This is a genomic window from Thermococcus aciditolerans, from assembly GCF_008152015.1.
Lineage (GTDB): Archaea > Methanobacteriota_B > Thermococci > Thermococcales > Thermococcaceae > Thermococcus > Thermococcus celericrescens.
The window spans coordinates 2076349-2099505 of sequence record NZ_CP041932.1 but is presented as its reverse complement, the minus strand read 5'-3'; the positions used below and the strand labels follow the sequence as shown (position 1 = coordinate 2099505).

Annotated in this window: 23 protein-coding genes and 1 rRNA gene; 14 read left to right on the top strand and 10 right to left on the bottom strand. The window is 55.9% G+C overall.

Annotated features, from left to right (window positions below):
* Positions 1-7 precede the first annotated feature (7 nt).
* Genes FPV09_RS11530 through FPV09_RS11495 form a run of 8 tightly spaced genes read left to right on the top strand, consistent with a single transcriptional unit; the run spans position 8 to position 9364 of the window.
* Entirely contained in the window at positions 8-1120 is a 1113-nt protein-coding gene (locus FPV09_RS11530; RefSeq protein ID WP_148883501.1) for a protein-glutamate methylesterase/protein-glutamine glutaminase, read from the top strand.
* Positions 1092-3422 carry a chemotaxis protein CheW gene (locus FPV09_RS11525; RefSeq protein WP_148883500.1) on the top strand — a complete coding sequence of 777 codons (2331 nt, stop codon included), beginning with the start codon at positions 1092-1094 and terminating at the stop codon, positions 3420-3422. The genes FPV09_RS11530 and FPV09_RS11525 overlap by 29 nt, the downstream gene beginning before the upstream one ends.
* Complete coding sequence (locus FPV09_RS11520) at positions 3412-4044, top strand: chemotaxis protein CheC (protein ID WP_148883499.1); 633 nt, start codon at positions 3412-3414, stop codon at positions 4042-4044. The genes FPV09_RS11525 and FPV09_RS11520 overlap by 11 nt, the downstream gene beginning before the upstream one ends.
* On the top strand, positions 4041-4748 hold the full coding sequence (locus FPV09_RS11515) for a chemotaxis protein CheC (RefSeq protein WP_148883498.1): 708 nt from the start codon (positions 4041-4043) through the stop codon (positions 4746-4748). The genes FPV09_RS11520 and FPV09_RS11515 overlap by 4 nt, the downstream gene beginning before the upstream one ends.
* A gap of 3 nt (positions 4749-4751) precedes the next feature.
* Positions 4752-5240: a chemotaxis protein CheD gene (locus FPV09_RS11510; protein WP_148883497.1), complete on the top strand. Its 489-nt coding sequence runs from the start codon at positions 4752-4754 to the stop codon at positions 5238-5240.
* A gap of 30 nt (positions 5241-5270) precedes the next feature.
* On the top strand, positions 5271-7514 hold the full coding sequence (locus tag FPV09_RS11505) for a methyl-accepting chemotaxis protein (RefSeq protein ID WP_148883496.1): 2244 nt from the start codon (positions 5271-5273) through the stop codon (positions 7512-7514).
* A gap of 47 nt (positions 7515-7561) precedes the next feature.
* On the top strand, positions 7562-8314 hold the full coding sequence (locus FPV09_RS11500; protein ID WP_148883495.1) for a hypothetical protein: 753 nt from the start codon (positions 7562-7564) through the stop codon (positions 8312-8314).
* Between the two features lie 24 nt (positions 8315-8338).
* Complete coding sequence (locus FPV09_RS11495) at positions 8339-9364, top strand: CheF family chemotaxis protein (protein ID WP_058938775.1); 1026 nt, start codon at positions 8339-8341, stop codon at positions 9362-9364.
* 17 nt (positions 9365-9381) lie between these two features.
* Here FPV09_RS11495 and FPV09_RS11490 read toward each other — a convergent pair whose 3' ends face one another.
* Positions 9382-10662 (bottom strand): CGP-CTERM sorting domain-containing protein, encoded by a 1281-nt coding sequence (locus tag FPV09_RS11490; RefSeq protein ID WP_148883494.1) that lies wholly within the window; start codon positions 10660-10662, stop codon positions 9382-9384.
* Positions 10663-10732: 70 nt separating this feature from the next.
* On the opposite strand from FPV09_RS11490, the gene FPV09_RS11485 reads away from it, so the two are divergent.
* Complete coding sequence (locus tag FPV09_RS11485; protein ID WP_148883493.1) at positions 10733-11479, top strand: PH0542 domain-containing protein; 747 nt, start codon at positions 10733-10735, stop codon at positions 11477-11479.
* Here FPV09_RS11485 and FPV09_RS11480 read toward each other — a convergent pair.
* Positions 11444-12487, bottom strand: a complete 1044-nt coding sequence (locus FPV09_RS11480) for a hypothetical protein (protein ID WP_246112350.1) — start codon at positions 12485-12487, stop codon at positions 11444-11446. The genes FPV09_RS11485 and FPV09_RS11480 overlap by 36 nt on opposite strands.
* Before the next feature lie 83 nt (positions 12488-12570).
* Positions 12571-12692 (bottom strand): 5S ribosomal RNA (gene rrf / locus FPV09_RS11475).
* Between the two features lie 55 nt (positions 12693-12747).
* On the opposite strand from rrf, the gene FPV09_RS11470 reads away from it, so the two are divergent.
* Together FPV09_RS11470 and FPV09_RS11465 are read left to right on the top strand one after the other, a co-directional pair.
* Positions 12748-14283, top strand: coding sequence for a hypothetical protein (locus tag FPV09_RS11470; RefSeq protein ID WP_148883492.1), 1536 nt, complete (start codon positions 12748-12750; stop codon positions 14281-14283).
* A 4-nt stretch (positions 14284-14287) separates the two neighbouring features.
* A complete protein-coding gene (locus tag FPV09_RS11465) occupies positions 14288-14662 on the top strand; it encodes a ribonuclease P protein component 4 (protein WP_148883491.1) in 375 nt (124 codons plus the stop codon).
* Positions 14663-14710: 48 nt separating this feature from the next.
* On the opposite strand, the gene FPV09_RS11460 is transcribed toward FPV09_RS11465, so the two are convergent.
* Entirely contained in the window at positions 14711-15871 is a 1161-nt protein-coding gene (locus tag FPV09_RS11460) for a cell wall-binding repeat-containing protein (protein ID WP_148883490.1), read from the bottom strand.
* Between the two features lie 229 nt (positions 15872-16100).
* Complete coding sequence (locus FPV09_RS11455) at positions 16101-16670, bottom strand: cyclase family protein (protein ID WP_058938768.1); 570 nt, start codon at positions 16668-16670, stop codon at positions 16101-16103.
* 142 nt (positions 16671-16812) lie between these two features.
* Here FPV09_RS11455 and FPV09_RS11450 point away from each other — a divergent pair, with 142 nt between their 5' ends.
* Positions 16813-18078 (top strand): adenosylhomocysteinase, encoded by a 1266-nt coding sequence (locus tag FPV09_RS11450; protein WP_148883868.1) that lies wholly within the window; start codon positions 16813-16815, stop codon positions 18076-18078.
* Positions 18079-18107: 29 nt separating this feature from the next.
* Positions 18108-18779 carry a tRNA (N6-threonylcarbamoyladenosine(37)-N6)-methyltransferase TrmO gene (gene tsaA / locus FPV09_RS11445; RefSeq protein ID WP_148883867.1) on the top strand — a complete coding sequence of 224 codons (672 nt, stop codon included), beginning with the start codon at positions 18108-18110 and terminating at the stop codon, positions 18777-18779.
* Here the strand turns inward: tsaA and wtpC are convergent.
* The 5 genes from wtpC to FPV09_RS11420 all read right to left on the bottom strand — a co-directional run bounded on the left by wtpC (position 18751) and on the right by FPV09_RS11420 (position 22549).
* Entirely contained in the window at positions 18751-19785 is a 1035-nt protein-coding gene (gene wtpC, locus FPV09_RS11440; RefSeq protein ID WP_148883489.1) for a tungstate ABC transporter ATP-binding protein WtpC, read from the bottom strand. The genes tsaA and wtpC overlap by 29 nt on opposite strands.
* Positions 19778-20530 (bottom strand): tungstate ABC transporter permease WtpB, encoded by a 753-nt coding sequence (wtpB, locus tag FPV09_RS11435; protein ID WP_058938764.1) that lies wholly within the window; start codon positions 20528-20530, stop codon positions 19778-19780. The genes wtpC and wtpB overlap by 8 nt, the downstream gene beginning before the upstream one ends.
* Before the next feature lie 40 nt (positions 20531-20570).
* Positions 20571-21608, bottom strand: a complete 1038-nt coding sequence (gene wtpA, locus FPV09_RS11430; RefSeq protein ID WP_148883866.1) for a tungstate ABC transporter substrate-binding protein WtpA — start codon at positions 21606-21608, stop codon at positions 20571-20573.
* Positions 21609-21674: 66 nt separating this feature from the next.
* Positions 21675-22232: an HD domain-containing protein gene (locus tag FPV09_RS11425; RefSeq protein WP_148883488.1), complete on the bottom strand. Its 558-nt coding sequence runs from the start codon at positions 22230-22232 to the stop codon at positions 21675-21677.
* A gap of 2 nt (positions 22233-22234) precedes the next feature.
* The gene (locus tag FPV09_RS11420; RefSeq protein ID WP_058938761.1) at positions 22235-22549 is read right to left on the bottom strand and encodes a hypothetical protein; all 315 of its coding nucleotides are present in this window, start codon (positions 22547-22549) and stop codon (positions 22235-22237) included.
* A 49-nt stretch (positions 22550-22598) separates the two neighbouring features.
* Here FPV09_RS11420 and FPV09_RS11415 point away from each other — a divergent pair, with 49 nt between their 5' ends.
* Positions 22599-23156 carry an Era-like GTP-binding protein gene (locus FPV09_RS11415; RefSeq protein ID WP_148883487.1) on the top strand — a complete coding sequence of 186 codons (558 nt, stop codon included), beginning with the start codon at positions 22599-22601 and terminating at the stop codon, positions 23154-23156.
* Position 23157: the final 1 nt, after the last annotated feature.

The window sequence follows — 23157 nt, the reverse complement described above, 5'->3', positions numbered from 1 at the left end:
GAGATTGATGCCACTGAGTTCCCCCTCCCGAAAAATCCGGGTAATGGTTGTCGACGACTCCGCGTTCATGAGAAAAATACTCCGAGACATCATAAATTCGGATCCCGAGCTGGAGGTCTGCTGCGAAGCCAGGGATGGTATTGAGGCCATCAGCTTAGCAAAGCTCCACAGGCCGGACGTCGTGACGCTTGACATTGAAATGCCCAAGATGAACGGCCTCGACGCCCTCCGGGTTATAATGAAGCAGGCCCCCCTCCCGGTCATAATGGTGAGCGCCCTGACCCAGGAGGGCGCCGAGGCCACCATCAAAGCCCTGGAGTACGGGGCGATAGACTTCATCCCCAAGCCGAGCTCATCCATCTCCATCAACATGAAGGAGATGCGGGAAGAGATAATAGCGAAGATCAAGGAAGCGGCAAGGGTCCCAAGAAGGTTCCTGGAACTCAGGAGAACCAGACTGCTCAGGGCACAGAAGATCAAAACCAGAAAACCCAGCGTCCCGGCAAAGACCGTTGTCACCATAGCGTCCTCCACGGGAGGCCCCCAGTCACTGCTGAGGGTCTTCCCAAAGTTCCCCGAGAACCTGAAGGCAGCGGTACTGCTCGTCCAGCACATGCCGCCGGGGTTTACAAGGTCCTTTGCGAAGAGGCTCGACAGTCTTAGCAGGATAGACGTCAAAGAGGCTGAAGACGGGGATCCAATAGAGGAAGGGAAGGCCTACGTGGCGCCCGGGGATTACCATATGGAGGTGCAGATGAGGGCCGGAAAGCCCGTCATAACGCTCAACAAGAAACCGAAGATACACGGCGTGCGGCCTGCCGCCGACCCCATGATGATAACCGCCGCGGAGGTGTTCGGGCGCAGGACGGTCGGCATCGTCATGACGGGAATGGGCAAGGACGGGGCTCAGGGAATAGTCGCCATCAAGAAGAAGGGAGGAATCACGATAGCACAGGACAGGGAGACTTCCATAATCTTCGGCATGCCCAAGGCCGCGATTGAGACCGGCATGGTGGACCATGTCGTCCCGCTGGATAAAATTGCAGAGACGATGGTGATGGCAGTAAACAAAGTTAACCGGGGTGGTGCCGGTGGAAGATCTTTCGCAGTATCTAGATGAGTTCCTCGCCGACGCGAGGGATAGGATAGACAGCCTGAGCAACGCCATACTAACGCTGGAGAAAATCGTCAGGGACGGGGGCAGCGAGGAAGAGAAGAAGGCAATGATAGACCAGATTTTCCGCGATGCCCACACGCTGAAGGGCACAGCCGCCACGATGGGCTTCATGAAGCTCAGCGAGGTTGCCCACAAGATGGAGAACCTCTTTGACCTCGTGAGGAGCGGAAAGGTGGAGCCGACGCCTGAGCTTATCGATGTACTTCTGGAGTTTCTCGACGCCATTGAGGGAATGGTCGACAGCATAGAGGAGAACGGCAACGAAGGAGATTTTGACGTGGAGGACCTATTCGCCAAGGCGGAGAGGTTCTTTGGCGAAGGGGAAGGTGCCAAACGCGAGAGTGGTTCCGCAGAGGAGGCAGCGTCTCCGGCGGAACCGCCCCAGATGGAGGAGGGCGAGGGAGGAGGCGAAGCCCCCGAGGAAGGCGTCCCCGGCAGGGTATACCGCGTTAGGGTTCACTTCCACAAAGACGCCCAGCTTAAGGGAGTCAGGGCGTTCCTGATACTCTCGGATCTGGAAGACATAGGGGAAGTCCTTCAAACCAGTCCCGACAGGAAGATAATCGAGGACGGAAAAGCCGACGTGGGCGTACTCGAGTTTGTAATCGCGACCGAAGAAAGTCCAGAAAAGATAAAAACTATCGTGACCCGGCATCCCGAGGTCGAGGATGCCGAGGTCGAGGTGCAGGGACAGGCCGCGGGCGAGGGTGCGAAAACGTACACGGTCACAGTGTACGTGCAGAAAGACGCCCCCCTCAAAGGGGTGCGCTCGTACCTGGTTCTTCAGGATCTTCAAAAGATGGGAGACGTTCAGAGAACCATCCCCGACCCCATTGCGATTCAGAACGGAGAGCTAATCGACGGGCACTATTTCAGGGTTCTGCTCGTCTCAAACGTTTCTCAGGAGGAGATATCCAAGGCGGTTCTCAAGCATCCCGATGTTCAGGACGTTGAAATCATCGAGGGCGATGTCATCGATGCCCAAAGGCCCGTCCAGGAGAGCCCATCAAAAGAAAAAGCCCCCCGCACTGCGGAAACCAAGGCCGCCAAAAAGAAGAAACCTCCCTCGACCCCCAAGGTGAAGGTCTCCAAGATAATCAAGGTCGACGTCGGCCATCTGGACAGGCTGATGAACCTCGTCGGTGAGCTGGTCATCACGAAGGGCCGGCTGGAGCAGATAGCGGAGAGGCTCGGAGACCGCGAGCTGCTCGAGACCCTCTCAACCCTCTCAAGGCTCCTCACCGAGCTTCAGGACGAGATCATGGAGATGCGCCTCACGCCGGTGGCGGAAGTCTTCAACAAGTTCCCGCGCATGGTTCGCGAGCTGGCGAGAAAGATGGGCAAGGAGGTCGAGTTTGTCATAGAGGGCGCCGATATAGAGGTGGACAGAACGATACTTGACAAACTCGGTGATGTCCTCGTCCACCTCCTGAGGAACGCCATAGACCACGGAATAGAGGCGCCGGAAGAAAGGGAGAAGTCTGGAAAGCCACGCGCGGGCAGGCTCGAACTCATTGCGAGGCGCGAGAGAAGCCACGTTGAGATCATAGTAAAGGACGACGGCCGCGGCATCGATCCCGAGAAGATAAAGAGGAAGGCGCTGGAGAAGGGCCTCATCACCCCCGAGCAGGCCATGGAGATGAGCGACGAGGAAGCGATAAACCTGATCTTCCTGCCCGGATTCAGCACAAAGGAGCAGGTCACCGACGTATCCGGAAGGGGCGTGGGCATGGACGTCGTCAAGGACGTCGTCAAGAGCCTCAACGGAAGCATATCCGTCCAGAGCAAGGTGGGCAAAGGTTCCGTGTTCGTGCTCAAGCTGCCGGTGAGCATGGCCATCATCCAGGCGCTGCTCATTGAGGTCCAGGGGGAGGTCTACGCGGTTCCGATAAACAACATACTCGAGAGCATAGAGATAAGGCGCGAGAACATGAAGAGCATAGGCGGCAAGGAGGTAATAGTGCTCCGCGGCGAGATAATACCCGTCGTAATGCTCCACGAGCTCTTTGGACTGCCGGTTCCTGAGAAGGACGAGTTCCCGGCGATAATAATAGACCTCGGCGCACAGAAGGTAGCGGTCGGCGTTGATAAGCTCCTCCACAAGAAGGACATAGTCATCAAGAGCCTCGGAAAGATGCTCTCACACATCAGCGGCTTCGCCGGCGCCACTATACTCGGAGACGGCAGTGTTGTTTTAATCATCGAGATAAACGGACTGCTCGGTGGTGGTAGGGGTGGACTCTGAGAACTATGAGAATTACATCAAAGACCTCGATGAGTTCGCCAGGAGCGCACTCGTTGAGACCTTCAACATAGGCGCTTCCAGGGCAGCCGACGCGCTCAGCGAGATGACGGGTCTCACCGTCAACATTACAGTACCGGAGATAGAGATAGTGCCAATCAGGAGCGTGCCCGAGAGGGTGGGCGAAGACGTGAAGGTAGCAGTCTACATCGGACTCAGCGGTGGCTTTGATGGCCACGCCTTCTTCTTTCTGGATTTTGAGGATGCGCTCAGGATGTTTGACCTAATGACAGGGATGCCTCCGGGTTCAACAACGGAGTTCGATGATATGGTTCAGTCCGCTGTCCTGGAGGCAGGCAACATCCTAATCTCCGCCTTCGCCAACGCCCTCAGTGAGTTCCTTGGAACAAACATAGACCAGACCCCACCGGATATGGCGGTTGACTTCACCCCTGCGATACTGGACTTCGCACTCGCGGACATCGGCCAGTACTGCGATTACACCATGCTCCTCAAGACCACCATCCACATGGAAACAGTCCAGTTCAGGGAGCACTTCATGATACTGCCCCACCCCGCCTCCATGAAGAAGATCATCGAAACCCTTCTGGGGGGATTTGCATGAGCGAGCACAAGAGCTGGTCGTCGGAGTGGTATCAGGACATATTTAGGGAAGCGTCGAACATAGCAATGAGCCACGCGCTCACGGCACTCTCAAACATGATAGGCGAGATTGAGATGGAACCTCCGGCCGTGGAGGTTCTTCCGAGGGCAAAGTTTCTGGCGATGATAGCAAGCAGGGGTATTCGGGACAGCTTCGTCGTGATGTTCGACATAACGGAAGGACTGAGCGGCCTCACGATACTCCAGTTCCCGAAGAAGAGCGTCAGGGCGCTGGTATCGCTCCTGCTCGGAATGGACCCGGAGGACGAGGGTATGGACGATATGGGGCGCTCCGCCATCATGGAGATAGGCAACATACTCATCTCCGTATACACAGATATACTCGCCCAGCTCATCGGAGAATCCGTCTCGCTCAGCCCGCCCAAGCCCGTGGAGAGCCTGTACGATGCCGAGAGGGAGCTGGCGAGGCCCGACCTCAGGGATGTCACCGAGGTGCTGGCGTTCAAGACAAGGTTCTACCAGGCCAACACCGACGTGGAAAGCTTCTTTTACCTGATTCCAACCAAAGATGCCTTTGACAAGCTTGTGAGCAGACTCGAAGCCCAGATAGAAAGCATTGGAACGAAGGGGGACATCCCCGGGAGCGAGGGGGCGGAAGCAGGGATGAATACCGACCCCGAGGAAAACGGTTCCGGCGAGGGTTGAGTCTTGGGGGAGAGAAAGGTTGGAATCGGAGATTACGCCGTGGGCAAAAAGGCAGGAATAATCAGCACCTACGGCCTGGGCAGCTGCGTTGGCATAACCATCTACGACCGCCTGACGAAGATAGGCGGTCTGCTCCACGCCCTCCTGCCGGAGGCGAGCTACTACGGCAACAAAGGAAATCCGGCGAAGTACGTGGATACTGGGCTTGAACTCCTCATATCTGACATCCGGAAGATGGGAGGGAACCCCCGACGCGCTGAGGCCAAGATATTCGGCGGCGCCCACATGTTCACAAACGTCACCAACGAGAAGCTCATGATAGGCAGGAGAAACGTCGAAGTCGCAAAAAGGGAGCTTAAACGGCACGGGATAAAGATAGTGGCAGAGGATACCGGCGGGAAAGGCGGAAGGACAATCTATCTCGATTTAACCACGGGCAAGGTTAGAATGAGACGGGTCTCCAACGGGCAGATAACCGAGAGGGTGTACTGACAACCTAAGAAACGTCGGGGAGGGTTACGGATGGAGTTTAAGAAAAAAGTGATAGGTATTGTGGTTGTGGCGCTTTTGCTGGTAACCGTGATAGCCGGAGGAATGATGCTGTACACAGGCAACAATACCGCCAAACTGATTGAAACAAAGATGGCACCCCTCGTTGAGGAACAGGCCCAGGACGCGGTGATGGCCCAGGCCACCGCCATAGCCATGGAGTTTCAGGGGTTCTTCAGCACCGTGGAATCCCTCGGCAGTGCCACTGAAGGCTCCGTTGAGCTGTCCCTGAAACAGCTTCAGCTGGATGGAATAGACTTCGGCGATCCCGGCTACGCCGACAAACTCCAGCCGCTTCTCATGGAGCACTTCGCGGTCATAGCCGACTCCGAGGCCTCCCTCAGCGCAGTGTATTTTGGCGATGCGAATGGCAACATGTTCATATATCCCAAGCAGGAGCTCCCAGAGGGCTACGACCCGAGGGTCAGGCCGTGGTACCAGGAGGCGGTTAAGAGGAACGGCCCGACGTGGAGCGAGCCGTACCAGGACGCCTCAAGTGGGAAGTGGGTTATTACCTATGCAATTCCCGTTCACTACAACGGCAGGCTCGTCGGTGTCGTCGGCCTGGACGTTTTCATAGACACCCTGACGAAGAGGATAGACGGGGTCACCATAGGGGACACCGGCTACGTGACCGTGGCGGGAGCCAATGGAATGACCTACATGCACCCCAACCACGACTACATAATGAACCTCAACGTCTTTGACGTGCCGAGCCTCAAGCCAGTTGCGGACATCATACGGAGCGGTAAGGACAAGGATGTGGTGACCTACACGTTCAACGGAGTCCAGGCTGTCGCTGCCGGCGTCAGAATACCCAGCACCGGATGGTACGTCTTCGCCAAGGTTCCAGTCAGCGAGGTGAGTGGAGGGGTAATCAAAGTCATAGAGGACACCAAGGAAACCACCTCAAAGTCCGCCCTCATGCTCAGCGTCATCATCCTCGTAATCTCGGCCGCGCTCATCGGTGTCTCGTACAGGATGGTGTCAAACTCACTCAGGCCGCTTGAGGAGCTTAGGAGTGTTGCGCAGGCTTTGGCCGAGGGGAGATTAAGCGACGTGAGCAATCGGCTCAAGCAAATTCACTATATTGAGGACGACGAGATTGGAGCCCTCATAAAAGCCTTCGAAGCAGTGGGCAAAGACCTCGTAGGAACACTCAACACCATAGGAGAGAAGCTTGAGCGCCTGGCGGAGGGTGATTTGAGCAACGGCATGAGCATGGAGGCCAAGGGAGAGCTTAAAGAAATCCTGGAGGACCTGAGGGACACAACCCACAAACTCAAGGGTTTAATCAGTGAGATAGTCAACGTTACCAACGAACTCGACAAAAAAGCCAACGTCCTCGCCCAAATCACAACCGACGTCACCGAAGCCATCAACCAAGTAAACGAGGCAGTACAGCAGGTTAGCATTGAGGCCCAGAGGCAGCAGGAGCACATCAACGAAATAACCGAAGGAATGCGCTTTGTTTCAGAAACAAGCGCCGAAAGCGTCAGAGCAATGGACGAGTTTGAAGCAGCAGTAAACGAAGTCGTCACAATAGCCAACGAAGGCAGACAAAAAGGCGAAACCTCAGCCAAACAAATCGAAAGCATCCAAGAAATGATGAACGATATCGAAGGAGCAGTCAAAAAAATCGCCGAGATGAGCAGGAGTATTGAAGAGATTACGAATGTGATTACGAACATTGCCGAGCAGACGAACTTGCTCGCCTTGAACGCGGCGATAGAAGCTGCTCGTGCTGGAGAGGCAGGAAGGGGCTTCGCGGTCGTCGCCCAGGAGATCAGGAAGCTTGCGGAGGAGAGCAAGCAGGCTGCGGACAACATCAAGAACATTATCGACCAGATCACCGGCGAAATCAAGGACGCAGCCGAAAGAACCGACAGAGGCGTCAGCGTCGTCAGTGAGAGCGCCGAGACTCTAAGGGAAACGGTAACGTACCTAACCAACATAGCGGAGTTACTACAGGATGCCAGTTCGAGGATGGGCGAGGTTAAGGAGCAGATTGTTAAGACGCAGGATGAGGTTGAGAATGCTTTGAGGTCTCTGGAGAATTTAGCCGCGAGCGCCGAGGAAACCACGGCTTCGGCTGAGGAGGTAAGCTCAGCGGTGGAAGAACAAACCGCAGCAACCGAAGAACTCGAAAGAGCCGCCAAAGACCTCAAAAACATCGTGGAAAACCTGAGGGACATCATCGGCAGGTTCAAACTCTGAGGCTCTTTCATTGTTTTCCTTCTTTACACAGCATCGGGGGTGGGAAGATGGACTGGGTGATGATAGCGGTCATAGCCGTCGTGGTGCTGCTCGGAACCGTGCTTTCGGCATACATCATATCCAACACACTCAACAACCAGATGGGTGAGCTCTACGCCGTACTGGTGGAGCGCGAGCTGAGGGAGAGCAGTGCGGCCTCCCGGCCAGGAGGAACGAAGCAGCAGAAAGCAGCGACCGTGGTGGAGCAACCGAAAAAGATGAGCGTCTCCGGCGTCAACGAGGAGGAGCTTATACAGAAGCTCCGTAAGGTGATAGACGAAAAGGTGCAGAACGTGCTCAACGAGGCCAAGAGAGAGAAGGAGAGGCTCGGCATGTTGCTTGACGTCGCCAGGGGTTACACCCTGGGATACGTGAGCGAGGAGGAATACAACGCCTTCCTCATGAAGGTGCTGGCGGAGCTGGATGAGTTCAAGCGCCTGTGGCTGGCCCGTTTCCCGAGCCAGAGGGACAGAGAAAAGCTGAACCTCATGATGAACTACGTTGCAAAAACGAAACTCCCAGTTGTGGTCAGGAGTAAGGACGGAAAGAGCCAGATGACGCTCCCACCCGAGGAGGCCCTCATCAAAATCACAAGCAATATAAACAGTGCCATAAATATCATCGACGAGCTCATAGAGGGCAGGGGCGAGAATCCCGCCGTGACTCCTCTGGAGGTGAAGCTCACCCAGGAATGTGAGAAGCTCCGCTCCAAGCTGGAGAGGCTGGAGAGGCAGCTGGAGGAGTACAACGCCCTCACCTGAGGGGTACCAAAAAGGGGATGAACTATGGCAGTGACGGAAACAAGGGTCAAAGCAACCATAATCTCATCATGGAAGGGATCCGGAAGGGCAACCTGGAGGGACGCGATAGGTGGGATACACAACGACAGGCTTATCCTCAGGTACCTCAAGATGGGAGAGGTCGTTGGAGAGGACAATTTCCCGTTTTCATCACTCACCGACATTGGCGTGAACGTCCCGGATAATTACAAGCTCAACCCCGAGAGGGAGCACTTCGGGATGAAGTTCTACCTGCCGGGCAGGGGAGAGCTCACCCTGATCCTCACGATAGGGGACAACCTCCTTATATACGATGAGAACAAATTCCGTGAATTCATCCACACACTCTTCGAGACGCTCATAAACGGAAAGGCTGTGAAGGTGCAACTGGCCAGGATGAAGGGTGGAGCGATAAACATGGAGTCCTCATGGCAGGACGGTTCCCTGCGGATAGTTTCAGTAAAGTCAGCCAAGAGGGGCAAAACCGAGCGCAACATTGTCATCCTTGACCAGGACAGGAGGCCAATACCGGTGTTCTCCGACGTCGAAGACATGGACATAGAGCAGGTCGACCTGAACGGGAAGAAAATCGAAGCGTGGAAGGTGAAGCATTTCTACATCAACGAGACCGTTACCTCGTATCTGCACATACCCGAGAAGAAAACCCGCCTGTTCGTACTGCGCTACCTGCTCAAGTACATCCCGAGCTATTTCGAGTTCATACTCAAGGTCTCAAAGGAGTTCCCAACGCTCCAGGCGGAATTCAAGGAGGTCATGGAGAAGGAGTTGAAGGAGCTGGAGAGCCTCGACGAGACCGAAAAGCAGATACTCATGGCGCTGTACTCGGGACTCAACCCCCTTGAGGTCCACCAGTTCCTCGGGTTAAGCGAGAGGGAGATAGAGGAGATATACGACAGGATGATAGACAAGGGGCTTCTAAAAATCGTTATGATAAGAAAGGTTGTGGACCTGACCAGGGACGGCAGAAAGATAGTCAACAAGCTCATAGAGTACGGACTCGTGGCTATGTAAATAGAAAACAGGGAGAATCAGCGCCTTCTCACGAGAAGGCCAAGGAGTGCCAGTGCCACAATGGCGGCTGGCCCGCAGATGCTCTTCTCACCCCCATTTCCCGCAAGCTTCTCAACATCAACTGCATAGAACGCCGAGCTGGCGGTTCCAACCACCGCGGTTCCTTTCTCAACCGCAATGCTGCGAACGTAGCCCAGATTCGGGAGCTCTCCAAGGATACTGCCGTCGGCGGGGTCAACTGCGTAGAGGGAGCCAACACTGTAGATGACCGTGGTTCCGTTCTCGTCCCTGCTCTCGAACTTACCCGTACCCACCAGGAGCACACCGTCAGCGTATTTAACCACCTTAACCCTGTACGGGAAGCTCTGGTTCCACAGAACGTTTCCAGAGGAGTCCAGTGCCACGAGTTCTCCACCGGCGGAGCCCATTCCCCCGATGTAGGCGGTGTCACCGTTCACTTCGATGTCCTCGGTGTAGAACAGCTCCCGTTCCCAGAGTACCTTCCCATCGGAACTTATCATGTATAGGCGCCCCTCTGAGGTACCGTTTCCGGTCCCCGCCAGCACGCCGCTCCCCCAGGACTCCATGTCCCTGACCCACTGGCCCGTCTCCACAGTCCAGGCAAGGGTCCCGTTGGGCAGAACGCCGTAGACGTAGCCGAACTGCCAGGGGCCAACGTACCCTGAGGGGAATCCAGCACCAACGTAGATAATCCCATCCCCGACTCTGACCCTGCTGACGAGGGAGGTAAAGTTGAGAGTCCAGCCGTTCAGTATTACGGTATCGTTCACAAGGGTTCCGCGGTACAGATGACCAACGTACGACTCGCTGCCGTTCTCAAGGAAAAAGTCGCCGTCAACTGCGTAAACATCCTTCCCAACGATCTGAAAATCGTAAAGCTTGTTCATCGTGAGGTTTCTGGCCGCAAACCTGCCGTCCAGGTCAAAGGTTATGAAACCCCCCATGCTCCCCACCAAAACGCTCCCATCCGGCAGGGGGTACAGCTTCACGACGTAGCCGGAGTCGTTCTGCCACAGGAAGGTGCCGTTGGACGAGTACGCGGCGGTGGTTCCCAGGTAGTAGATACCCACCATGCCACTGGCGTTGGCCAGCTGCCTGTAGGAGCATCCCGCGTAGACCCTGCCGCCGAGGATCGCGACTGCCTCAATGCTTTTCTGGTACTGGACGTCACTGCATACCTCACCTTTCCACAGCACGGGACTCTGCTCCGCAAGCGCCTGCGCAGACAAAGAAAAAGCCAGCAACAGCATTAGAATCACTGGAACTCCCCGTTTCATGGTTTATCCCCCGAAGAGGCTAAGTGAAAAGCTTATATAAACCTTTGCAGTAACCTACAATGGTGATTGAATGGACGGGGAGCTGGACATCAGGGAAGCATTGGCGACGGGGGAGGGCGTGGAAGAAGTACTGATCCGCGCCACCGCCAGCAAGGAGACCCTCAAAGAGGTTCTTCTCCTTCTCGACGATGATCTATGGACAGTACAGAAAAACGCCCTGAGAGTAATTGTGGAAGTGGTAAAAGACATGCCTGAGCTTCACGAGTCCCTAATAACCAAGCTCATGGTGATGCTGAGAAGGAGCGAGGCCGTTCCCCTCACACAGGAGATAGCCAGGGCATTCGGAGTCCTCGCGGAGGTCGTGCCCGACAAGGTATCCCGGGTTCTACCGGCAATATTCGCCAACTACCGCGTGGGAGACCCCAAGATAAAGGTGAACATGGCCTACGTTCTTGAGGAGATAATGAGGGTCAAACCCGCGCTGCTCGGCAACATCTTCAGAGACATCGGGTACATGCTGACCTCCAGGGACACCACCGACAAACTGACGGCACTGAACTTCATCTCGGCGCTCGGTGAAAACGGGATAAGGTATGTGAGCCCGTTCCTGCCCAAACTCTTCAGCCTGCTCCACGACAGGGACGAGGTCGTTAGGGCCAGCACAGTTGAGACCCTGGTCCGTATAGCTGAGCTGAACGAGAAATTAAGGAAGATTATACGGGCCAAACTTGAGGAGGTAGACGACAGGAGCGACCTCGTAACAAAGAAGGTGGAGGAAGGGTTAACCAGACTCACCATCCTCGACAGGGAGGGATGAATCCTCCAATCTCTCCTGGAGAAACGTCTTCAGCGCCTCCTTGAGCTTCTCATTCTCCTTGCGGAGTCTGGCGTTCTCCTGTCGTATCCCCTCGACCTCCTGGAGGATGTTCTTAACCTCATGAAGGGTGCTCTCGAACTTGGACTTGGGGATGAACTGCGTCTTCAGGATAGTAAGCGCGGCATCCATGTCACTCGTGCCCGTTAGCGCCGCGAGTTCCTTGCGGATATGGTTGATCTCGGCAAGTTTTGCCTCGTATTCCGACAGTCTCTTACTGAGGACATCCACTCTCTGGGACATGTCCCTAAGAGCAGCCAGTTTTCGTTTCAGGTCCTCAATCTCCCGATCTTTTTCGATGAGGGCTTTCTGGAGCCTCTCTTTCTCATGAAGGGCGGACCTGAGACGAACGTTCTCCGCAACAAGCTCCTCGTACCTCTGCTGTATCTTTAGAAGAGTGTCAGCGAGATCCACACTCACCCCAAAAACGTCCTTCTTCATCTGCTCCTCAAAGGTCTTGAGACGCTCCTCCACGTACGCCCTTACAAACTCATCCATTTTCCTGCCGTACCGCTCCTCGAGGCGCTTCATAATCTCGCCAGGGAGGCGCTCCATGCGCTCCTCCATCTCGCCGAGGCGGGGCACGAGCATCTCAACGCTGTCGAGGAAAAGGGTTCTGCGTTCAAGTTCCATCAGCTGGTCTTCCAGGCTCTTAATACGTTTCTCCAGGGAATGGGAGGATTCCCTGCTGGACGCACTTAGCTCCTCGAGCTTGCGGTTGAGAACCTCAATACGCTCGCCAAGCATCTCCCTGTCCATACGAAGCTCCCTGATGAGGGCGGCTATGGCTTCCAGCGCAAGAATGGAGTAGTCTGAAGCGGTCTCGGATTCGGGAATCGCAGACTTAACGCTGTCCCAATCGCGGAGGGTTTTCAACTCGTCGATGACGCCGGGATGCCTCTCCTTGATGTAATCCCAGTTGACACTGCCCCTTTTGGACTTCTTGAGCATAACCACCAACCGTTAAAAAATACCCCGGGATATTTAAATAACTTTTGTGTAGGTGATTATCCAGAGAACAGGTAATGGTTAGCGGCCGGCGGCGTCCCCGGTTTCCCGCCCCCTCTCGGAGGGCAGTACACCCGGGATCGCTGGCGGGCTTAACTTCCGGGGTCGAAACGAGACCGGGTGTGACCCCGCCGCTATGACCGCCGTACCGATACATACCTGCCGCGGAGGGTTTATAAACTTTACGGTCAATAGAACCGTCGATGGAGAGGGAGATACTGGAACTGCTGAGACTGGAGAGGGCAAGGGAGCCGCTGAGTCCCGGCAGACGGCTCAGGGAGTTTCAGTTGAGAATCCAGCGGCTTAAAAACGGTGAGGGCGTTGAGATAGCGGGTTTTCTGCTGGGCAGAAAGCCCCCCAACGCCCCAAGGGACGCCGCATACTACCTCCTGTCCCCCCTCTCCCCCTCAGAGCTGGCGAGACTCGGGAGGGACGAGTTCAGGACGTACCTGGTGATACGGGCAACGGAGGGCACGATGGTCAGCGGGGACGTCAGGCCCGGGAGCTACGTTGCGGTGAGGGGAACCGCGGACGCGTACCGCTGGGGAAACCTGAGGATGGTTCACGCCGCTTCAATCGAAGGAAGGGACTACTCGGAGTACTGGAAGGACTACCGGGAGTTTGCGCTGAGCAGGCGCGAGGTGGTTGACCTGTTCGAAAGGACCATCTACGTCCGCAAGGACATGATGAAGGCCCTTATCTATTCACTCTACGGCGTCCCGTATATCCTCTGGGGAAGCGAGGCCCCCCAATGGGGCGAGGGTTTTGAGTACACCGTCTACAAGTACGGGGAAAACATGGGGCTACTCGCCCTCTGGAAGGCCCTGAAATACTTCCAGTCGAGCCTGCCGTGGGAGGTCCGCTTGAGGAAAGAGACTGCCCTTGAAATAAGCGACCCCGTACTGGACATCGATTTCCGGATACGCAACCCCAACGGGACAGACATGAGATACTACACCCCCTCCTCCAGGAGAGGGCTGGTGAGAGTGCCGAAATGGAGCGAGGGGCATATAGTGAACAAAAGGGCGATCGGTCTGCTGCCCCGGGATGTCGAGGCAAACCCAACAGACCCCCTGGCCAAAATCTCCGAAACCCCCTTTGTGCTCATGCCGTGGGATGAAAAGCCATACTTCGAGGAGAACCGGGAATTCCGGCAGCTGATTCCCAATCTGCTCGTGACCATTTTCATCAACAGGGAACGCTATCTCTCAATGAGCCACGAGGAACTGAGCAGACTGAGGGACGAGCATCTGAAATGGAGAAGATGGGGCAGGAGAGAGTACAGAGAAACGTTTGAGAAGCTGACAACCCCCAGCGGCGTGCTCCACCTGGGGATGAGGTTCTATCTTGACAGCAGGCTCTTTGGAGCTATCACTCGGTTCTACGGGAAAGTAACTGACAGGGCGGTTAAAGACGTCAGAGAGATCGACGATACGATACTGAACGAGTGGAGCGTGTTTTTTGGCGAGCTCATTAAAAAGCGGCCTGAGGTCATAATGAAGCTCGAAAAGGAGTACGAGCGCTACATCCCCTACGATGTCCGTGCCCAGAAGGCCCTCCAGATCTTCCACGACCTCGCCTCCACAAGCCCCTTCGGAGAAGTTACCCGGGAGGAGTTCCTGAGAGAGATGCTGAAGAACGGCTTTAACGAGCGGGACGCCCTCAACCTGATTGAAAAGTTTATAGCCACCGGCTACATTTACGAGCCGTTTCCGGGAAAGCTGATACTGATACGGTGATACCATGAGTAAGAAAAAGTTCATCCGCCAGAGGGAGCAGAGGGAAAAGCGCAGAATTGCCCGCGAGAGGATTGAGACCCTCTTCACCCTCGCGGAGAGGGTCTTCCCCTACGAGCCCGAGCTGGCCAACCGCTACGTGGAGATAGCCCTCGCGGTTCAGCAGAAAGCCAGGATAAGGATGCCCAGAAAGTGGAAAAGACGCTACTGCAAACGCTGCCACACCTTCCTCGTCCCGGGCGTCAACGCCAGGGCGAGGCTCCGGAACGGCCACGTTGTCATCAAGTGCCTCAACTGCGGCCACATAACGAGGTATCCGTACATCAGGGAGCAGAAGAAAAGGAGAAGGGAGCGGCAAAAAGAAGCTGATTCAAGCCGCTGATTTTATCGCCCATACCGGGTTGGTGGTGCCCAACGTGTGTTAACTTGTTCACGGCCGAGATGAACCCATTCCGTGGGTTTTTTGGGCGCTGTTCTTAATGTCCTGCCTCCCTTTCTGATAGGCTTCCTTTATCATGGCCGTTATCTGGTTTACGAGCCCCCTGGCCTCGTCGTACTGGCCGTTCTGAATCGCAACCTTGAGCTGCTCCATCAGCGCGTTGATGGCGCTAACGTCTATTCCCGCCTTCTCCATGACGCTTATCTGCGCCTCAAGCTTCCCTATCTCACGCTCAAGGGCAGCCTTTTCACCGTTCTTTATCGCCATCCTCATCTCGCCGTTCGCCGCTTTGAGGCTGAACTCCGTCCGAACCTGGAGCTCAAGCACCATCTGGTACGCCTCGGTGTAGTTTCCGGCCTGAAGTGCCCCGTTGGCCTTCTCCATCGTCATCTCCATGACCCTAACCTGCTCCATGAGTGCGGTTGAGTTGGTTTCGTTTGCCATCTTCTCGATAGTTTTGAGCCTCTCCTGAACCTGAACCATCAACTGGAGAACCGTCTCCTTGGTGACGTTGGCCTGAACCTCCATGGCGGTACAGTTGCACTCGTGGAGCTGCTCCCTAACGTGCTCCATGACCCTCTCAGATGCCTGCGTCTTGACCATGGCCGCTTCCTTTATCTCGAACTTCTCCATGAGCTTTGTGACGTTGGTGCTCTTGTTAACGTAGACCATCACTGCCCCGTTCTGAACCGCGAGCTGAAGGGCGTTCTGAATGGCCAGGGTGTCGTTTCCAGCGACGAAAACGCTGTTATTGAACTCGAGCTTGAATTTAACTTTGGCCCGCTCCATGACCATGAGGTTGGTCTCGTACCTGTTCTGGCCACCCCAGCGTTCGACGGTGATGTTGAGTTCCTCCAAGTCCGCGACGTATTCATCGACCACGGCGTCAGGACCACCGATTATTATCACCTCGTCTGGAGCGTAGCTCATAATCTCTGCCGTAACGTTCGGATCGTAGACGCCCCACGTTGTCGTGACTATCACCGCACCCGTTTCGTTGGACAGGTACTCGGCGATTGCTTTGTCGGCCGCGTTGTCGCTAACCAGTATCACCGTAACGCTTCCTTCCGCCGCACTGACGCTTCCAACGGTCAGTGGCATCCCCAACATCAGCAACCCAAACAGGATTGCCGCTACTTTCTTTCCCAGCATGGCTCTTCACCCCGTTGTCTCTATGAAAAAAGGCATATTTAAGCTTTTTTCAGGAAATCGTCCACGTACATTGGCAATTGTTTAGAAAAAAGTCTTGAGAGCAGAGTTTTATCTTTTAACTGTTAACAAAGGTTTCACAACGTTTAACTCTGTTTAATCAGGATTAAGGCGGCATGAACAGGCGAATAAGGGGGCAACAAGCCCGCATCAAACAAAACAAGTGCGCATTTCACTCCACAAAGGCCACTGCCCTGACGGGGCTTCCCGAACCGCCCTCGATTTTGAGGGGAAACGCCACGAACGTGAAGTCTTTTCCTACGAGGGCCTCCAGGTTGGTCAGGTTCTCAAACACCGGCACCTCCTCGCTGAGGAGTATTCTGTGGACGGCATCGTCCCCGATGCTCATGGAGTCGGTGCCAACGGCCCTAACGCCCTCAGCCACAAGAAACAGCGCCACCTCTGGAGAGAGCTCCCTACCGCTCGTCAGGAAAAGCACTATCTTTCCAAAGTAGCCTCCATCCGGAATCTCGTCGAGCCTTATAGGCCCCTCCCCATCCCTGACGTCCAGAACGATGCCCTCCCCGATGAACTTCTCAAGCGGCATCTCATCGATGGTCTTCCCCCCGGGCACGAAGTGCGCCGGCGCATCAACGTGGGTGCCGGAATGCTCCCCCATCTTCAGAACGTTCATGTAGTAGCCGTCCCTGTCGATGACGGCCCAGAGCCTCACACTCACGGGCGGGTCGTCCGGGTAAACCGGGGTGTTTTCCGAGATAGGGGCAGAGAGGTCGAGTATCATGGGAACACCAACAGTTATAGCGCCATCAACCTAAAAACCTTTCCGGAGATTGAATGAACCACTTTAAATATGAAATTGAATACACAAAAATGGTAGCCCAAGTGTTTTAAGGTATGGCCCTAAAGGTTCACCGGTGATGAGGATGAACTGCACGAGGGATTACTGCGTTAAGGACATCAACCTGGCCCCCAGCGGTGAGAAAAAGATAGACTGGGTCTCCAGGTTCATGCCGGTTCTCCAGGCAATAAGAAAGGACTTCGAGGAGAAAAAGCCCTTCGAGGGAGTCAGGATTGCGACGACGCTGCACCTTGAGATGAAGACCGCCTTCCTGCTCCTCACGCTTAAGGCGGCCGGTGCAGAGGTCTCGGCGGCGGCCAGCAACCCGCTCTCAACCCAAGACGACGTTGTCGCCGCCCTCGCCAAGGCAGGAGTCAAGGTCTACGCGATCCGCGGGGAGGACAGGGAGCAGTACTACGAGTTCATGCACAAGGCGCTCGACATAAAGCCGAACATCATCATAGACGACGGCGCCGACATGGTCTCGACGGTGCTGAAGGAGAGAACTGAGCTGATAGACGAGCTCTGGGGAGCGAGCGAGGAAACGACAACGGGCGTCATAAGGCTCCGCGCCATGGAGAAGGACGGCGTTCTGAGGTTCCCGATCATAGCGGTGAACGACTCCTACACCAAGTACCTATTCGACAACAGGTACGGCACCGGCCAGTCAACGTGGGACGGAATCCTGAGAACCACCAACCTGCTGATAGCGGGTAAGAACGTCGTCGTTGTCGGCTACGGCTGGTGCGGCAAGGGTATAGCAATGAGGGCGAGGGGCCTCGGCGCGACGGTGATAGTGGTGGAGGTTGACCCGATTAGAGCGTTAGAGGCGAGGATGGACGGGTTCCTGGTCATGGACATGATGGAGGCGGCGAAGGTGGGCGACATCTTCGTCACCTCCACGGGCGACATCAACTGCATAAGGAAGGAGCACTTCGAGGTCATGAAGGACGGCGTGATAATGGCCAACGCCGGCCACTTCGACGTGGAGATAAGCAAACCGGACCTCGAGGAGCTGGCGGTCGATATAAGCGAGCCGAGGCCGAACATAACCGAGTACAAGCTGGCCGATGGAAGGAGGCTCTACCTCTTGGCCGAGGGCAGGCTCGTAAATCTCGCCGCGGCGGACGGCCACCCGGCCGAGATTATGGACATGAGCTTCGCCCTGCAGGCGAAGGCGGCTGAATACATACTGAACAACCACGAGAAGCTTGAGCCAAAGGTCTACGTGCTCCCGAGGGAGATAGACGAGATGGTGGCGAGGATTAAGCTGGCCTCGATGGGGATAAAAACCGAGGAGCTCACCGAGGAGCAGAGAAGATACTTGGAGAGCTGGGAGCACGGGACCTGAGTCCCTTTTTTTCTTTTCGGGTGGTGGCCATGAACTTCGAGCCCTTCAAACTCGTTCCCGTCGGCTACGTGAGGAAGAACGGAGAGACCTTTATCGAAATCCTCCCGGAGTTCAGCGATGCCGTCCACGGCCTCAACGAGGGGGACTGGATAAAGCTGATCCTCTGGTTTCACGCCAGCGACACCCCGGGGAGGAGGAGCGTCCTGAAGGTCCATCCATACAACAACCCCAAAAACCCGCTCAGGGGAGTTTTCGCCACGCGCTCACCGATAAGACCCAACCCCCTGGCCATCTACGCCGTCAGAATAAACCGCATCGAGGGAAACCGGCTTTACATCGACTGGATAGACGCGATAGACGGAACGCCGGTCGTGGACATAAAGATACTCGTGGAGAGGCTGGACTGCCCGAAGGAGACTCCGATTCCGGAGGAGGAGCTTGAGGTACCCGCATCGAGGCAGGTGGGGGAGGTCAACCTGATACCAAGGAAGGGAGAGTACCTCGATGAGCTGGAGGAGGTTTCACCCGAGGAGTACGAGGCGCTGGTTCTTGAGCTGGGACCGAAGACGGAGGTGCTGACGGCGAGGGAACTGGTCGAACTGATCAGCGCCCTAGAGGAGATATACGAGAACCTGCCCGTGGAGATAAAGGACAAGCTGAGGACGGAGGGCCTCAGAAGACGTGAAGGGCGCTCGCCTTGAAGCTGACGTAGACCTCCCGTCCCTTCGTTATTCCCATCTCCAACATCGAGGAGCGGGTTATGAACGCCCTCAGATGCAGGCCGCCGATTCTCAGATGAACCCTGACGAGCGGGCCGAGTTCTTCAACCGACTCAACCAAGGCTTTGAACTCGTTCCTCGCGGACGTTCTAATGGGCCCCAGGGAGAGGATTATGTCTTCCGGCCTTAGACCAACGCGAACCCTTCCCCTCGCCTCCGCCGGAAGCTCTATCTCGACGCCGTTGCTCCTCAGAACCCTTCCCTCCGCGGTGCCCTCTATGATGTTCTCGAAGCCGAGGAACCGCGCCACCTCCTCGCTCGCCGGTCTCGAAAAGACGTCCCGAACGGAGCCGGTCTGGACGAGTCTCCCATCGAGCATAACGCCCACCCTGTCGCCCAGGCTCACCGCTTCCTCGAAGGAGTGGGTAACGTGCAACGCGGTGAAGCCGAGCTCCCGTCTCCAGCGCTTCATCTCGCCCAGAAGCTTCGAGCGGGTCTGGACGTCGAGGTTCGCGAAGGGCTCGTCCATGAGCAGAAGCTCGGGTTCCACAACGAGGGCTCTCGCTATGGCCACGCGCTGGCTCTCCCCGCCGCTCAGGGTTTTTGGCTTTCTGTGGAGAAGGTGGGCTATGCCCAGAACCTCGGCTATTTCCTTAACTTTCCTCTCGATTTCCGCCCTCGGAACCCTCCGGAGCCTGAGCCCGAAGGCTATGTTATCGAAGACGCTCATATGGGGGAAGAGGGCGTAGTTCTGGGGGATGTATGCAAGACCGCGCCTCTCCGGCGGCCAGTGGGTTATGTCCTCACCGTTGAGAAGGACCCTCCCGGCGTCGGGTTCGATTATGCCCGCTATTATCTCAAGGAGCACCGTCTTCCCTGCTCCGCTCGGGCCGAGGATTATGAAGTGCTCCCCCTCGCTCACGTCAAAGCTTATCTCCCTCAGCCGGAACTCCTTCCAGTCCTTGGAAACGGATTTTACCTCAAGCATTGGCCTTCCTCCCCACGAGCCAGCGCAGGATAACGAAAACTGTGAGGCTCATCACGATGAGGATAACGGAAATCGGTCTCGAGGATCTCAGGCCGTAGTTGTTGAAGTATTCCATGACGAGAACCTGAGCTGTCTTGGGGTAGTACGCAACGATGAGTATCGCACCCACCTCGCTTATGGCCCTCGCCCACGTCATTATGGCCCCGCTCGCTATGGCCGGAAACGCCATCGGGAGTGCCACGGAGAAGAACGCCCTTAAGCGGGAGGCACCGAGGGTTCTGGCAACATGCTCCAGCCCCTCGTCAACCGCCAGAAAGCCATCGCGCGCGGCGTTTATCGCAAACGGTGCGGAGACGAAGAGCATCGCGGCTATTATCCCCGTGTAGCTGTCGAGGATTGCGTTCGAAAAGGTAACGAGGAGCATTATTCCGACGACTGAGTGGGGGATGACGATGGGAACATCAACTAGGGCCTGGACGAGGCTTTTCCCGGGAAATTCTTTCCTCGCGAGAACGTAGCCAAGGGGAACGCCGAAGAGAAGGGCGATCAAAGCTGTCGCCGTTGCGGTCAGGAGGGAGTTCCTGAGGGCCTCGATAACGTAGGCGTCGTGAAGGGCCCGGAGCAGCATGTCGAAGTCCGAGGCCTGCTTCGCCAGTATGACCAGCAGGGGCAGGGCTATGTAAACCACGAGGAAGCTCCCCAGGGCTGCGAAGAAGTAGAGCGTGTAGTCGTGCCTCGTCCCCATGGCGATCCCTCTGGATTTAGGGGGGAGGGGAATAAAAACCTCACCCCTCCACCTTAACGAGGGGCTTTATCTCATCCGGAACGTTGCCGAAGGCAACCGGCGGCCAGATGAAGTCCTGGTGGTTCTCCTGGAAGACCCGCCTGCCGTTCTCGCCCAGGAGATACTTGAGGAACTCCATCGCCAGCTCACTGTTGGGCGCGTCCTTAGGAACGGTAACGCCGTAAACGATGGGCTTGGCCTTGATGACCTTGCCGGTAGAACCGATGTAGATGCTGACCTTCCCGTAGAAGTCGGCCTTGTTGAAGTCCTTGAGGTTTATCTCGTTCGGGAGGGTGATGTAGCTGAGGTTGTGCTGCTCGGCCACGCTTTTGTAGATGAAGAAGTAGTCGAGGCTTCCGCTCTCGACGAGGGCCGTTAAATCGGTCTCCTTGGGCCTTATGACGACCCTGTCGTTCTTTATCTGGATATCCTTGGGGGCGACCACCATGCTTCCGTTGAAGTATATGTTCGTGTTCCTCTCGACCAGGGTCTCGAATATCGGTTTGTCGTAGTAGTAATCGGCCAGCTTCATGACCATGACGGAGCGGTAGCCGCAGGGGTCCTGGTTCGGGTCCGAGAAGCCGAAGGAAACATCGTCCCTCGCCAGTATCTCGTACCACTTCTCTGGGTGGGCCTTCATCTCGTCCGCATACTTGCTCTCCTCGGTGAACGCTATAACTATCTCGTTGGTGGCGAAGATGACGTAGAAGTCCGTGTAGTTGGGAACCATGAGCTGGGGAATGAGGGTGTAGTCAGCAACGCCGACCACGTCGGCCTTCTTGCCCAGGTCGGTAACCTTCCTCACCGCCGCGACGCTACCGCTGGCCTCGTCCTGGAAGGTCACCTTGTAACCGAGGTTCTTTTCCGCGTAATCCGAGAACTCCTTCTCAAGCTGCTGGAAGGGTATGCTCAGCGAACCTGCGTGAAATACCACGAGGGTTGCCTCTTTGAGCCCTGAGTTCTCAGAGCCGTTTATGCAGCCCGCCGCGATAACGGAGAGCACGAGAAGCGCAATCAGAGCAATGCCTTTCCACCTCACTGGAACCACCAATGGAATGGGCAGAAGCGTGTATTTAAACGTTTTGAGCAAACAAAAGAGTTAACGTTAACGGTTTTGTTTTCTCAACCCGGCGAGTTCCTCCACAAGCTCCCGGAAGTGCTCGTAGAACTCGCTCTCCATGAGGGAATCCAGCGCGCTCCAGAACTCGTCGAGGTCTTTGAAGCCGGCATTTTCATACTCGTGAGCCTGGACCAGCATCTCCAGCTTGTCGGCGAACTTTACGAGCCTGCCCTCGAGGCTGAGGCCCTCCTCGTACTCGCGCCAGAGCCGGAAGTACTCCCTCGGGTTTGGTGTTTTGATGAAAAGCTCCATCGCGGCCTTCTTCTCGGCCTTGCCCTTGTCGAGGTAGTACTGCGCCGTCAGGGGTATGTCAGTGACCCTCGCCTCGGCGAGGTCGTGGAGAACCGCTATCTTGAGAGCCCGCTCAACGTCTATCTCAACGCCCTTCGCCCTCAGTTCGTCGGCCAGGAATAGGGTTATCAGGGCAACACGGTAGCTGTGGTCGGCTATGCTCTCTGGGTTTGAAACGCCCCGGAGGAGCCAGCCGGTTCTGGGAAGTTTTTTCAGGTTCCCAGCCTCGATAAAAAGGTCGATGATGGACATTTTCATTCCTCCGTTGTGAAAACCGCCCTTTCGGTTTCAATGGCGCTCGCCATTATGCAGTCTCCCAGGAATCTGCCGTAGACCTTCACCCATTCGCCCTTTCCGAGGCACGGACTTCCCGAGAACTCCACCCTGAGGCCGGAAACTTTAAAGGTCGTCCTGTAACCAGGTAACTCCATGGGAAGGAACTCCACAAGGGGCTTGTCCTCTATGGTGCCCTCGATTACGACGTTCTTACCGCGAAAACCGCCGGAATTCAGCTCATCAACCGTAACGATGTAATAGTAATGATGACCGAGTTTGACCCGCTTGGGCATGCTCATCACCTTTATAGGCCAATCTTGCAAATATCTGTGGGGTGAGGGTATGATAAAGGTTGCGATTATCGGTGCCGAGAACGCCGGCAAGTCAACGCTCATGAACGCCCTCATAGGCGGCAAAATATCGGAGGTAGAGAACCTCCCAGGAACAACCAAGGGGACGATAAGACGGCGCTTCGGAAAGCTCAAGATACCGAAGAGCATGAAGAACCCCCTCGGAGGAGCCGATGAGTTCGTGCTCATAGACACCGCTGGCCTCTTCGACCCCCAGAGGGAGCTGAGGGGGAAGGTCCTGAGCGAGGAGAAGTTCCGAGAGATAATCGACGAGATAGTCTCCGCGGACATAGTAATTCACATGGTCGATGCCACCGTCGGCCTGCATAGGGGCATGGAGAAGCTCCACCACATGCTCAAGTTCCGCTACGAGAAGCCGATAATCGTCGTCATCAACAAGATAGACCTCGTGCCGAGGGAGCGGGTCGAGGAAGTCAGGGAAACGATAAAAAAGCGCCTTGAGCAGGAGGCGATACCGCTGTCCCTGGTCACCTACGAGGGATTCAACGACCTGCTCGAGAGGCTGGCGTACTACGCCCAGTACGTTTGAA